13 protein-coding genes and 1 pseudogene are annotated in these 13,255 nt (G+C 43.2%); 4 read left to right on the top strand and 10 right to left on the bottom strand.

Annotated features, from left to right (window positions below; translation table 11 throughout):
* Positions 1–32 precede the first annotated feature (32 nt).
* The 3 genes and pseudogenes from G4407_RS14595 to pdxR all read right to left on the bottom strand — a co-directional run.
* Positions 33–392 (bottom strand): annotated as a pseudogene (locus G4407_RS14595) (ABC transporter permease subunit); the annotation flags it as partial.
* Positions 361–1,227 carry an AraC family transcriptional regulator gene (locus G4407_RS14600; RefSeq protein ID WP_173689477.1) on the bottom strand — a complete coding sequence of 289 codons (867 nt, stop codon included), beginning with the start codon at positions 1,225–1,227 and terminating at the stop codon, positions 361–363. The pseudogene G4407_RS14595 and the gene G4407_RS14600, both read right to left, overlap by 32 nt.
* A complete protein-coding gene (gene pdxR / locus G4407_RS14605) occupies positions 1,228–2,550 on the bottom strand; it encodes a MocR-like pyridoxine biosynthesis transcription factor PdxR (protein ID WP_173689478.1) in 1,323 nt (440 codons plus the stop codon). It abuts the gene before it with no gap.
* Positions 2,551–2,672: 122 nt separating this feature from the next.
* Here pdxR and G4407_RS14610 point away from each other — a divergent pair, with 122 nt between their 5' ends.
* The 3 genes from G4407_RS14610 to G4407_RS14620 all read left to right on the top strand — a co-directional run bounded on the left by G4407_RS14610 (position 2,673) and on the right by G4407_RS14620 (position 4,806).
* Positions 2,673–3,527 carry a pyridoxamine kinase gene (locus tag G4407_RS14610; protein ID WP_179963170.1) on the top strand — a complete coding sequence of 285 codons (855 nt, stop codon included), beginning with the start codon at positions 2,673–2,675 and terminating at the stop codon, positions 3,525–3,527.
* A gap of 38 nt (positions 3,528–3,565) precedes the next feature.
* Positions 3,566–4,129: a TIGR04002 family protein gene (locus tag G4407_RS14615; RefSeq protein ID WP_173689479.1), complete on the top strand. Its 564-nt coding sequence runs from the start codon at positions 3,566–3,568 to the stop codon at positions 4,127–4,129.
* Between the two features lie 77 nt (positions 4,130–4,206).
* Complete coding sequence (locus G4407_RS14620) at positions 4,207–4,806, top strand: TIGR04100 family radical SAM protein (RefSeq protein WP_173689480.1); 600 nt, start codon at positions 4,207–4,209, stop codon at positions 4,804–4,806.
* Positions 4,807–5,630: 824 nt separating this feature from the next.
* Here G4407_RS14620 and G4407_RS14625 read toward each other — a convergent pair.
* From G4407_RS14625 to G4407_RS14650, 6 genes are all read right to left on the bottom strand, one after another.
* The gene (locus G4407_RS14625; RefSeq protein ID WP_173689481.1) at positions 5,631–6,140 is read right to left on the bottom strand and encodes a COG2426 family protein; all 510 of its coding nucleotides are present in this window, start codon (positions 6,138–6,140) and stop codon (positions 5,631–5,633) included.
* A 101-nt stretch (positions 6,141–6,241) separates the two neighbouring features.
* Positions 6,242–7,300, bottom strand: a complete 1,059-nt coding sequence (gene hisC, locus G4407_RS14630; protein ID WP_173689482.1) for a histidinol-phosphate transaminase — start codon at positions 7,298–7,300, stop codon at positions 6,242–6,244.
* A 40-nt stretch (positions 7,301–7,340) separates the two neighbouring features.
* A complete protein-coding gene (locus G4407_RS14635; protein WP_173689483.1) occupies positions 7,341–8,534 on the bottom strand; it encodes a pyridoxal phosphate-dependent aminotransferase in 1,194 nt (397 codons plus the stop codon).
* On the bottom strand, positions 8,524–9,462 hold the full coding sequence (locus tag G4407_RS14640) for a DUF2156 domain-containing protein (protein WP_173689484.1): 939 nt from the start codon (positions 9,460–9,462) through the stop codon (positions 8,524–8,526). Before G4407_RS14640 ends, G4407_RS14635 begins: the two co-directional genes overlap by 11 nt.
* 530 nt (positions 9,463–9,992) lie before the next feature.
* On the bottom strand, positions 9,993–10,553 hold the full coding sequence (mnmM, locus tag G4407_RS14645) for a tRNA 5-(aminomethyl)-2-thiouridylate-methyltransferase MnmM (RefSeq protein WP_173689485.1): 561 nt from the start codon (positions 10,551–10,553) through the stop codon (positions 9,993–9,995).
* A 96-nt stretch (positions 10,554–10,649) separates the two neighbouring features.
* Positions 10,650–11,168: a hypothetical protein gene (locus tag G4407_RS14650; protein ID WP_173689486.1), complete on the bottom strand. Its 519-nt coding sequence runs from the start codon at positions 11,166–11,168 to the stop codon at positions 10,650–10,652.
* 179 nt (positions 11,169–11,347) lie between these two features.
* Here G4407_RS14650 and G4407_RS14655 point away from each other — a divergent pair, with 179 nt between their 5' ends.
* Complete coding sequence (locus G4407_RS14655) at positions 11,348–12,223, top strand: YitT family protein (protein WP_173689487.1); 876 nt, start codon at positions 11,348–11,350, stop codon at positions 12,221–12,223.
* Here G4407_RS14655 and G4407_RS14660 read toward each other — a convergent pair.
* Positions 12,192–13,085, bottom strand: a complete 894-nt coding sequence (locus G4407_RS14660; protein WP_173689488.1) for a LysR family transcriptional regulator — start codon at positions 13,083–13,085, stop codon at positions 12,192–12,194. The two genes, G4407_RS14655 and G4407_RS14660, sit on opposite strands and share 32 nt — an antisense overlap.
* Positions 13,086–13,255: the final 170 nt, after the last annotated feature.

Below are 13,255 nucleotides of genomic sequence, written 5' to 3' on the forward strand. Positions count from 1 at the left end.
CTGCACTTTCTTGTCCTTACGTTATTTTTTTATTATTTAGAACGTTTTTTAGATTCTACGTCGAAGATAACAGCTGCAAGAAGAACAATACCTTTTACAACTTTCTGCCAGTTGGCATCTACACCCATGATAGACATACCAAGGTTGATAACACCCATCAGTGTTGCACCTACGATAACTCCCGGGATCGTACCGCTTCCACCATAAGCGGAAGCACCACCGATGAAGCAGGATCCGATCGCATCCATTTCATATCCATCACCGGCTGTCGGGTTTGCTGAGTTCAGACGGGCGATAACTGCCATTGCTGCAACTGCTGCAAGAAGTCCCATGTTTGCATAAGCAATAAAGTACACTTTATTAGTATTGATACCTGAAAGCTGAGCAGTTTTCATCTTCCGATTCCTGCTTTCTCATTTTACGGAAATCACTTGGTCTTACTCCGTATTTTTTCCGGAATGCTTTGGCAAATGCTCTTCCGTCCGCAAATCCACTATGTTCTGCAATTTCCTCAACCATCGTATCACTGCTTATCAGTTCCCGGTAGGCATATTCCAGACGGATGCCCTGAATATATTCTTTATAATTGATTTCTGCATATTTGCGAAACATCCGTGACAGATAGGTCGGCGAATACCCGAAGATCTGTGCCAGCCCTTCCAGCGAAAGATCTTTCTGATAATTATCCTTAATATAATTCGTAATCGTAGAAAGCCGGTTTCTGTTCTTGTGATCCCGCACGATCTCCGCACTGACATCAACCTTCCTGTATTTTGTCACCATCAGATAGACCAGCATATAAAAATAGCTCTGTACCTTTAATTCATATCCTGTTTTCTTCTTCTGATACGTCACATACATCTTTTCAACCAGTTCAACCAGTTGTTCATCCTGCACGCGTTCGCTGTGGGTAAAACAGATAAACTGTTCATCCGTATAATACCGTTCAAATGTCTGAAGTGGCATCTGCAGTACGATCGTCTTATTCGGAAACGGTGCCGAAATCGAATGCAGCTCATTAGAATTCACAATCACAAATGATTTTTCATCTAAATGGATATCTTCTTCATTGATATAAAAATCCAGCTTTCCTTCCAGTACAACAAACATCTCGATCGACCGGTGCCAGTGCTTTTCCCTGACATAATTTCCGTCTTTTCCTTCAAACAGAAACATCCGGAATGGCAGATCTTCATTCGGCAGAACCAGTTCATGCGAAAATTCCATCTAATTCATCCCCTTCTCTGTACATTCTCTGAGCAGTTTCATGGCATCCTCATACTTTTCAGCAGAAACACCTGCACAGGTGAGTAACATCCTGTTCTTCTCCACTTCAAGAAATGTCATTCCTTTCTTTTTTGCTTTCTCTGCAATCTTTTCTGCATCGCAGTCCTCCGCAAAGATCAACTGTACCATAAATCCTGCAGCACCAACCTGTACATCCACATCTTTTCCTAAAATCTTTTTTGCACTGTCTGCAAGCTTTTCTGCCTTTGCCAGATGGATCTTCCTGGATTTACGAACCTGACTCGCCAGATGTCCGTCACGGATAAACTGTGTCAGTGCGATCTGCTCAGCCTTGGATGCAGTCTGATTGTAATTATTTTTTCTTTTTTCGTAGGTTTCCATCAGTTCCGGCGGCAGTATCATATAACTGATCCTGATAGACGGAAGCAGCATTTTGGAAAATGTCCCCAGATAAATGACATTCCTTCCTCCTGAAAGTCCCTGTAGGGACGGAACCGGTTTCTGGAAATATTTGAACTCACTGTTATAGTCATCTTCAATGATCAGAAAATGCTCTTCCTCGGCACGTCCGACCAGCTCCAGTCTTTCCTGGATCGGCATCACCCCACCAAATCTTGTCATCTGTGATGGGGACACGTAATACATTCCAATCTCTTCTTCCGCACTTCCTGCAATCCGGTAGTCATGATCTTCAAAAACCGTCATTCCCTGTACAAACTCACTGTCCCTGAAAAATATGGTTCTCTTTTTGTGATTCAGTGGGCACAGAATATGCAGAAGACTCTGTATACCGGCACCGATCACGATCTGATCCGGGCTGCAGATCACACTTCTGGTCTTCTGAATATATTCAGACAGTATTTCCCTGAATTCCTGTTCCCCCTGCGGTTCTCCATAAGAAAGCAGTCTCTCATCCTGACGCAGTGCACTCTTCATATATCTCCGCCATAATTCAAACCTGAAACTCTCTTTATCTACATTAGATGTTGCAAAATCATAGACAACAGGATTCTCCAGTTTCCTTACATGCCGGCTTGCAATCTTTCTGCCCTCTTCCTGCTTCTCGGCAATATCCGTCACATAATATCCACTCTGCGGTCTGGACACAATATAACCTTCTGCTGCCAGAAGCATATACGCATTCTCCATCGTCGTCCGGCTCATCTGCAGCTCGCTTGCCCCTTTACGGATCGATGGAAGCTTTGTCTCTGACTTCATCTGCCCGGATAGTATCAGATTCCTGTAATAATGATACACTCTCAGATACCGGCAGTGTTCCTCATTCTGTAATTCCACTCTCATAACTGACCTCTAAAAAATATTTCTTTTTGTATATTTTACAAATGACACTTTTATTTTATTCTATATAAAACACATAAGAAATGCAAGAAATTTTCACTTTGTATTTCGGAAAGGATACCTCAATGATAAAACGAGTCGCTGTTATTAATGATCTGTCCGGTCTTGGTAAATGCTCTCTGACAGCTGCGATCCCGGTTCTTTCCGTCATGGGTGTACAGGCCTGTCCTCTGCCAACGGCAGTTTTAACCAATCAGACCGGCTATGACAGCTATTACTGTACGGACTTTACCGACAAGATCGATCATTACACAGAAGAATGGCAAAAACGTGGCCTTACCCTGGATGCGATCAGTACCGGATATCTCGGCAGTGCAGATCAGGCGGAAAAAATCCTGAATTTCTGTGAGAAATTCAGAACCCCTTCCACTCTGCTCTTTGTCGATCCGGTCATGGGAGATTCCGGTATCAAATATGACATTTTCACCCCCAGACTCCAGCAGCAGATGCAGAAGCTTGTATCCCATGCAGATGTGATCACACCAAATCTTACCGAGCTGTGTCTTTTAACACACTCTGATTTTGCAGAGCTTACCAGACATCAGGACGAACCGGATTATCTGGACCGGATTGCCCGGATTGCCGCTCCTTTAAAAGAAACACAGATCCAGACGATCATCGTCACCGGTATTCTTTATCAGGCTCCTTCTGATGATACCGTAAAATATTATAATCTGGTTCTCGAGAACGACCAGATAAACGTCATTTCCTCTGGAATTCATGGTGGAAGCTATTCTGGCACCGGCGACCTACTCGCCGCTGTCGTATGTGCCTCGATGGTACAGGGAAAAAGTGCAGCTGCAGGCGTGGAAAAAGCATGCCGGTTTATCGAAAGATCTCTGATTGACACCGTTGCCGACCAGATTCCACGCAATGATGGAATCAATTTTGAATCCCATCTTTCCATGCTGCTTGACTGACATTTACAAAAGAAATAAAAACCAAGGAGGTAACTATCATGTCATCTACAACCATTAACAATCCAGAACCCTCTGCAAATGCACTTTCTCATCAGAAAGTCTCCAGACTGACTTCAACAGCTCTTTTTGCCGCACTGATCTGTGTGACAACCGCTTATATTTTCCATATTCCATTTGGTGCAAATGGCGGATATGTACACATCGGAGATTCTCTAATCTATCTTGCCGCTGCATTCCTCCCAACGCCATATGCCATGTTCGCCGGCGCAATCGGTGGTGCCATGGCAGATATCCTGACTGCTCCGGTATACGCACCTGCAACCTTCATCATCAAGATGCTGATCTCCCTTCCGATCACATGTAAAAAGGACAAGATCGTGAATGTACACAACTGTGTCGGTGTTGTTGTTGCCGCTGTAATTTCCTTTATTGGATATTATATCACAGATGTGATCCTGTTCGGAACCTGGGGTGCACTGATTCCTTCGATTGTAGGAACCCTTGCCCAGTCAGGCGGAAGTGCTGTGATCTTTATCATTCTTGGTTCCACTCTTGACAAAGCCGGTTTCAAGAGTACAATGAAAAATAAATTTGGAATTTAGCCAAATATTTGATTATACGCAAATGGCAGGTGGTTCCTGAATATCCGCCTGACTTTCAAAGAGGAGATTTTATTATAATGTCAGATATTATTTACACATTTAAAAACAATGCATATTTTAACATCACCAACCGCTGCACTTGCAAATGTATTTTCTGCATCCGCAACGAGCATGAAGCCATCGGAGAGGCAACAGAACTTTGGCACGACCACAATCCTTCTTTCGAAGAGATCAAGGAAGCCATCGATGCTTTTGATTTTACAAATTATCCGGAAGCCGTCTTCTGCGGCTACGGAGAACCGACCTGTGCCTACGATAATCTGATTGCTGCTGCAAAATACATGAAAGAAAAACATCCGGAAGTTCTGCTCCGCGTCAATACCAACGGACTTGGCGAACTCTTCAATAAAAAGCCGATCGCCGAAGAAATGGCAAAATATATCGATGCCGTATCGATCAGCCTGAATGCGCCAACTGCCGAGCGTTACCAGGAAGTTACGCAGCCTTGTTTTGAAAATGCATTCCCGGATATGCTTGCTTTCGCTGAAAAATCCAAAAAGTTATTCTCTTCTGTCCAGTTCAGTGTGGTCAGCATTATTTCACAGGAAGAAATCGATGCTTCACAGAAGATTGCGGACGAGATGGGGATTCCGTTGAAGGTTAGAATTTATTCTTAGTTCATTCTTTTTTTTACAAATTACCCAAATAGGACGGCTGCCAAAATTTGCGCTGTATACGGCAGTCGGTCCAAAAGAAATGGTGCTAATTCCATTGTGCAAACCATTCCGATGAGCCTCTTGAAGCGAAAATTGTGTCAGCATAGGCTTCCACAATTTTTGAGTCTCATCTCCATTGCACAAAAAGTGAATTAGCACCATTTCTTTTGGCTCGACTGCCTGTTTTCAGTGTATTCTATGGCAGCCTGATTTTTGAATGCTTGTAACAAAGCGAATGAACAGGAACTTATTCATTCCGATTGTTATTCTCCCTTTCAACTCTGGTTCGATGTTTAACAGTTGAACGTTTTTAACAATTGGTATTTGACAGAAGTAATATAACTCTTCCTGTAGATGTCTGGTAATTCAACATGTTTAACGAAAATAATACATGTTTTTCAATAAATGCCCGATAGTCGAATGTTTCCAACAAAACAACAGACTCCTCATCCCTTCTCAAAGTTTTCTCCTGCTTCGTTCTGAATTGCTGTTATCTTACCAATATCACCACATTTTATTCGATAAAGTTCAAAGAGCGCCAGCCACAAAAGGAATCGTTCGGATTCTATTTTGCGCTATGGAGATGAGACTCAGGAAGCATTGAAGCCTTTGCTGAACATGCTTCCCGTCCTAAGAGGCTCATCGGAATGGTTAGCGCAACTTGAATCCGAACGATTCCTTTTGTGGCTGGCGCTCACTCAACCTCTATCATTCGCCAAACAAAAATGACCATATGCTCTCACATACAGTCATTCTATATTTTCTCAAGGAAAACTTTCACATTTTTATCCAAAGATTCCTCCGATCACAACGTAAGACAGGATATACATGATCACCGATGCCATGCATACGCCGACTACGATTGCCCCGAAAGCTTTTTTCCAGTCGATGCCAAGGAGGGATGCTACGAGAGCTCCGGTCCAGGCTCCGGTTCCCGGAAGGGGGATTCCTACGAAGAGTACCAGCCCCCAGAATTCATATCTGCTGATCTGGTCGCTTTTGTTCATCGCTTTTTTCTCCAGATTTTCTACAAGCGGACGGAAAAGGCGCGTCTTGCGCAGCCATGCGAAAATCGGACGGATCAGAAGCAGGATGAACGGGATTGGGATCAGGTTACCCACCAGACAGATCGGGATTGCACGCCAGGTCGGGATATTTAAAAACGCCGGACCTGCCGCAAGGATTCCTCCTCTGAGCTCCAGGATCGGAATCATTGAAATAATAAAGATAATCAATTCTTTGGCAGCCTTGCCGCCCAGATGGGTTACAAACCACTGTACTAAAGTTTCAGTCATACAAATCTCCTATTTTTTACTTATTAAATCGGTGTTCGACGTGTCAATAAGCATAAATTGGTTATTTGTGCAAGCACAAACGCAATTTATGCTTTTAACACTTACATCATATATTCACGGAGGAAGGCAAAGAGTGCTTCCATCTCTTCTCTCGTACCGATCGTCACGCGCAGATATTGCTCAATTCGCTCGCTTCCCCAGAAACGCACATAGATTCCTTTTTCTTTCATTGCTTCAAAGAGTTCTTTTGCATCGTATTCCGGATGTGATACAAAGATGAAGTTTGCGCTTGGTTTTGGAAATACAAAGCCGAGCTTTTTGAATTCTTCTTCTGCCCAGTCTCTTGTCTCCACAATTTTACGTGTTGTCTCAGCAAAATATTCTTTATCTTTTACCGCTTCTGCTCCATACACCAGAGAAGTTTTGTTCATAGTATAAGAATTGAACGAATATTTTGCATCGTTTAAATACTTGATCAGGAGCGGGCTTGCGATTGCATATCCAATACGCATTCCAGCCATTGATCTTGCCTTTGAAAATGTCTGTGTAATGATCAGATTGTCATATTTGTCCAGAAGAGAAAGTGCTGACTCTCCTGCGAAATCAATATATGCCTCATCCACAATCACAATGACATCCTGGTTGTGTCTGATGATATCTTCTACAAATTCCAGATCTTCATAGATGGATGTCGGTGCATTTGGATTCGGGAAGATCACACCACCATTTTCCGGATAATAATCTTCTTTTACGATCCGGAAATTTTCATCTACCTTCTTACATTCGTATGGAATCCGGTAAAGATCCGCCCATACCTTATAGAAGGAGTATGTAATATCCGGAAAGAAAACCGGTTTTTCCGAGTTAAAGAAGGTAAGGAAACACATAGAAAGAACATCGTCAGATCCCACGCCCACAAAAACCTGATCTTTTCCAACATGATAAAAGTCCGCCAGTGCACTAACCAGTGCATCAGATGTCGGATCCGGATACAGCCTTAAACTGTCCACATGACCCTCCAGCTTTTTCATTGCTGCAAGAACTCCCGGTGCAGGTGGGTACGGATTCTCATTGGTATTCAGTTTGATCACTTTTTTCTGTGGCTGTTCACCCGGAACATAAGGTTCTACTTTTCGGATATTTTTCTCAAATTCTCTCATCTTGCTTTCTCACCTTTCTGTCACATCTTTTGCTTTTGTCTTATCCTAACTGATATTCTTTTGCAAGCTCTTTGAATTTCGGCAGTGCATTTACGATTGTCTCATAAGCTACACAATATGCAATTCTGACATATCCTGCACATCCAAAAGAACTTCCCGGTACCAGAAGCAGATTATATTTTTTTGCTTCCTGGCAAAATGCCTTTTCATCCTCGATCGGAGTCTTCATGAACAGGTAAAATGCACCCTGCGGTTTGACACATTCAAATCCACAATCTATGAGTCCCTGGTAAAGAGTCTCTCTGTTTCTGTCATAGTATGAAATATCGGTCTTCTCATGCAGACATCTTGCAACCACCTTCTGCTGCAGGGTTGGCGCATTGACAAATCCAAGGATACGGTTTGCAACATTGGCTGCTGCAATGAGTGTCTCTGAATCTTTTACATCATCCGGGATCACCAGATATCCGATTCGCTCTCCCGGCAGGGAAAGAGATTTACTATAAGAATATCCTACGATCGTATTGGCATAATACTTGGTCAGATACGGTACATCCACACCATCATAAGCGAGCTCACGGTATGGCTCATCAGAGATAAGATAAATCTCTGTTCCGTATTCGTTCTGCTTCTTCTCCATGATCTCTGCCATCTTCCTGATCGTCTCTTCGGAATAGACAACACCGGTCGGATTATTCGGTGTGTTAACGATCACTGCTTTTGTCTTTGGTGTGATCTTTGCCTCAAATTCATCCAGCTTTGGCTGAAAATCTACGGTATTCGGTGAAATTTCAACCAGAACACCGTCAAAATTATTGACATAACTTCTGTACTCTCCAAAATACGGTGCAAATGTGATCACTTCATCTCCCGGATTTAACAGTGCTTTTAAAATAACATTCAGTCCACCTGCGGCGCCAACTGTCATCGTAATATTTTTTGCTGCAAACGCAGTACCAAAGCGCTCATTCAGAGATTCAGCTACAGCCTGGCGGACATCTTCATATCCCGCATTGCTGTTAGTATATCCATGAAGCACCAGTTCGTCTTCTTCATCTAGAATATCAAGAATCGCCTGCTTTACGGCTTTCGGTGCCGGTACATTTGGATTACCGAGACTGAAATCAAATACATTTTCCGGTCCGTAAATTTTTGCAAGACGGTTTCCCTCTTCAAACATGGCACGGATCGCCGAACTGTTTGCCACCATATTTTCCATCTTCTTAGATATCATCTTTTGCACACTCCTTTTCGCTGTCTTCTTTTAATGTCACAACACCTTTTTCTACCATAAATACCGGTTTGTAGGAAAGCTTGGCCTTTCTTAAGCCTTCTTCTCCAACATCATCTTCCCGGTTGGTATATTCGTATTTTCCGGCAATTTCATGCTCTACGAACTGCTGGTTGATCATGGTATACGCACCTTCCACGTCCGCATAAGCTTTCTCGATATGAACTACAAAGGTATCGTCATTTACCGCTTCTCCAATCGTAAATGCAGCAATCTCATCACCAACTCTGAGCAGACCTCCGGTCAGGTTCAGTTCTTTGTAAAGACGCAGTGAATTGAGTGTTACACACATCTCAGAATTCTTCTCTTCATCATCTTCACAGCCATTCAGATTCCGCCATTTCAGTGCCATCTGAAAACACTCTTCCAGATTATCCTCTGTAATCGTTTCGTAACTCCAGTTATCTCCGTGAAGTGCTTTAAATTTATTGACGTGATTCCGCTTGCCATGCAGCTTTTTGCCGGAAAGTGTTGCAAGTTTCTCACTTTCATAGACATAATCCGCCTCATCTCTGTGATAGGTGATGTCGAATTTGCCTGGAAACCATGTTTCCAGCTTGGCGAAATTCTCTTTTGTCACCCCATACAGACAGAATGGAACGCCTTTTTCTTTCTCCCACTTCATGATATCTTCAATCGCTGCTTTTACATCTTCATCTTCACCTGCCGGAAATGCATAGCCGTAACCTGCACTGTTGTCCCGAAACAGGAGAACGTTGTTATATTGTGCAAATTCTACTTCGTAAAACCTTGCCCACAGATATACATTTGCAAAAGTACGGTCGCAGCTTCTGCTTGGGTACTTTTTGAAATAAAAATCGATAAGATCCCGGTCTGTCAGTTCTGGTTTTTTAAATTTTGCTTCTGCCATAAAAATTCCTTCCATATTCCGCTTTTTTGCGGTACTGTCTGTTAGTATACCACATTTTGAGGGGATTTTTGCGGTTTTCTTGTATTTTTTTGTGTTACTTGTAAAGTTAGTGGGCCAGGTACCCAAATAGAACATGCCTGATTCCACTCGGCAAACCATTCCGATGAACCTCTGAAAGCGGCAATTATGTCAGCAATGGCTTCCATAATTGCCTGAGTTTCATCTCCATTGCCTCGGATGGAATCTGGCATGTTCTATTTGGGTACCTGGCAGATCTACTTTACTGGTTGTGACTGTTGCCCCAGTACAAAGTTTTTTTGCCAAACAGGAAACCGCAAAAACGGCTTTATTTGTTCATTTGTTCCGGTATGATTTTCTTTGACAGACATAAAAAGCGCAAAACAGCTTTGTTGATTCAGTTGATCCAATTACTGTTTTCTGAATCCAGTCATCTGATAAAACCAGTATGTTTACAATAAAGGGATTTTGCTTCTCTGTTCAAAATGTGGCAAATGTAATCAGCTATAAAATCATTTTAGTCTATAGATGAATACCGGGAGTGGGGGATCGTTTTTGCGGTTGTAGTAAGTGTTTACGATTACGAGCCATTTTTTTGAGTCTAATGTTTTGAGATAATTCAAAATGGCTTCTTTTTCTTCGTAGCCGGTGTCGCCGCCGCTGTAGATGCAGAGGTTTATGACGCCGCCTTTTTTGAGCAGGTTAAGGGCTGACTCGATGGCGGCGAGGCTTGTTGATGGATGGGTTGCGATTTCGTGGTCGCCGCCGGGGAGATAGCCGAAATTGAAGATGATGGCCTTGGCTTCTTCTTTTACATAGGTCTGCATTTTTTCGTGACCGTCAAGGATCAGTTCAGCTCGTGCAGACAGATTCGCTCTTTCGAGGCGTTCTCTGGTGTGAGCAATCGCCATCTCTTGCACATCAAAAGCATAGACTTTTCCGGTTTCTCCGACTTTTTTGCACAGAAACTCCGTGTCACCGCCGTTTCCGGCGGTGGCATCAATGCAGATATCCCCTTCTTCTATATATTCTTCTAAAATGTGATGGCAATATTCTGTGATCTGAAAATTCATGTCCTAAATCTCCTGCTTATGGTAGGAAAGTGCGCATTGCCTCGATGGTCTGTGCGATCAGAGCTTCCTTCTTTTGTTATCATTTTCTGTCACTCCTTATCTGTCTTTTCCATAGAAATTAAGCATTTCCCGTACTTCTTTTTCGTTATCGAATGGGTTTCTGATAATCTTATACTCTTTGCCGTCCCACAATATGGTAATCTTACTGTTTTTTACTGTCATCTGATCGATGGCGGTCCGTGGCAGCTGTACGAGTTCATTGCCATCCTTATCATAAAACGCCATGCCATTGTCCCAGTAAATGATGACTCGCATCTTTTTCATTCCATAATTGCGCGTAATCAGGCACACCACTGCGATCACGATAAACCAGATACTGTAGGTCAGCCCTCCGGCAATTCCGCTTCCTGCCGCACACAGAATACAGAAGATTGCAAATGGAAGCATCAGATATTTGACGGTCATCCCGCTGTAATACCCGGACACCAGGCAGTGAAAACTTCCCTTCCATTCATTTCCAAACTTTGCAGCTTCCTGCTGTGTCTTCTTCTGGATCGCCTGGTTCACTGCCTGCATGATGGCATTCCGGACCAGACGCTGTACAATATGTCCCATCTTTTGTACCTCCTCATGTTCTCTCATTTATATCAATTTTAGCATATTCTGGTGCTTTTTCAAGAACACAATGACGGTTGCGTTATAAGTTTTTCTTATATCATTATTCACAGAATGTATTTCCAATTTGCTTCCATTTCTCCTAAATTAGAGGTATCGACTTATGGAGGTACTAACCAATGAATCTTACCGCAAAAAGAAAAGAACAGATCTCTTCTGTTCTCATCATCTGTCTGGGAAATATTCTCAACGCTTTCTCGGCAAGAGTTTTTCTTCTTCCTGCCGACCTTGTTGCCGGAGGCACAACCGGAATCGGACTGATCCTGCAACGCATAACCGGGATCCCACTTTCCTCGCTGGTACTCGCTTTTAACATTGTCATGCTGGTGCTTGCCTATATTTTTCTCGGAAAAAAATATACTCTTTCCGCAATTTTAAGTTCTTTCATGTATCCGATTGCACTGGAATTTTTCAATCAGATCCTTGGAGATTATGTCCTGACGGACAACCTGATCCTCTGCACACTCTTTGCAGGGATCGGAATCGGAATCTCTCTTGGGATGATCATCCGTACCGGCGCTTCTACCGGAGGCGTTGATGTTCCTCCGCTGATTCTGAATAAATATTTCCGTTTTCCGGTTTCAGCCGGTCTGTACATTATCGACTTCTTTGTCATCCTGGGACAGGCGCTTTATCAGCCGGTTGACAAGGTACTCTATGCAATTTTGTATGTGATCATTTACACGCTTGTCATGAATAAGCTGATCGTCAGCGGCACTTCACGGATTGCCGTCCAGATCATCAGCAAACATTCGGATGAAATCCGCAATTTTGTACTTAAGCAAATCGACCGTGGTGCAACCATCATTCCGGTTCAGGGCGGTTATCTCAGTCAGCAGCTGAACATGGTACTCACCGTCATTTCCAACCGCGAGCTTGTCCAGCTTGAGAAAAATGTCCATCTGATCGACCCGGAAAGTTTTATCATCGTTTCCCAGGTACAGGAAGTACAGGGACGCGGATTTAATCTGGACAAACACTGGAAACCAGAGTAGCCAGATACCTCTGAAAATCCCGTATCTCCGGCTCTTTTTTCTTTGATTTCAGGCAGGCAAAATAAAGACTGTCCTGCCTGGCAGGAACCAGCGGCACTGCCGTGACACCATAGTATTCCGCAAATGACTGTGGTCCAATGGCAATCCCGCTTCCACTTTTCACCATCTTCATCACTGTATCAATACTGTCCGAACGGATGACTCTCTTCCATGTAATATTCTGCTCTCCATATGTCTTTCTGAGCAGGCGGTCTTCCACCGAATGTTCCAGTCCCGTGAGCATGGTATATTCCCTGCAATCCATAATTGAAGCATTTTCTTTCTGTGCGAGCGGATGATCCGGTGCCGCCAGTATGCACTGCTTCTCACGAATCAGTTCTTTTGCAAAACAGACACATTTCTCCATACCAATTTCATTTTCCGGCATCCGGTCCAGTGCCATATCAAGGGATCCATCTTTGATCGCCGCATACGCATCCAGTCCGGCTTCTGTATAAAACGTAACCTCCAGCTCCGGATGCTTTTCAAAATATCTGGCAATCTTTGGAAATAGTCGGTTGGAATACACTCTGGCTCCAAGTCCAATCTTTAATTTTTTATGTTCTGTCCCTGAAATCACTTCCTCTTTAAAATGATTCCAGTCCTCCAGCATTTTCTGTGCTTTTTCGTAGAAAAGCTTCCCTTTTTCCGTAAGCTCCAGCCCCTTGCTTGTCCTGCGAAACACGCGGTATCCCAGTTCCTTTTCCAGATTACGGATCTGCTGGGACAGGGCAGGCTGCGAGACGAAAAGGTACTCTGCTGCGCGGGAAATGCTTTTGCAATTTGCGATTTCTACAATGTAAGTTAATTGTTGTATGTTCATTCAACGCCTCTGTTTTGTTTTTCGGTATATAAAAATCCCCCATACGGGACATTTCTGTTTTCTTGACCTGTATGAGGGTATCCTATTACTATTTTTTAGCAGGAGTGTGTCCTGCAAGCCATCCTCTGACGGTTTCAATATTTACTTTTATAATTTCAGAAATATCCTCA

Origin of the sequence: Allocoprococcus comes (genome assembly GCF_013300725.1) — a bacterium.
Taxonomy (GTDB): domain Bacteria; phylum Bacillota; class Clostridia; order Lachnospirales; family Lachnospiraceae; genus Allocoprococcus; species Allocoprococcus comes_A.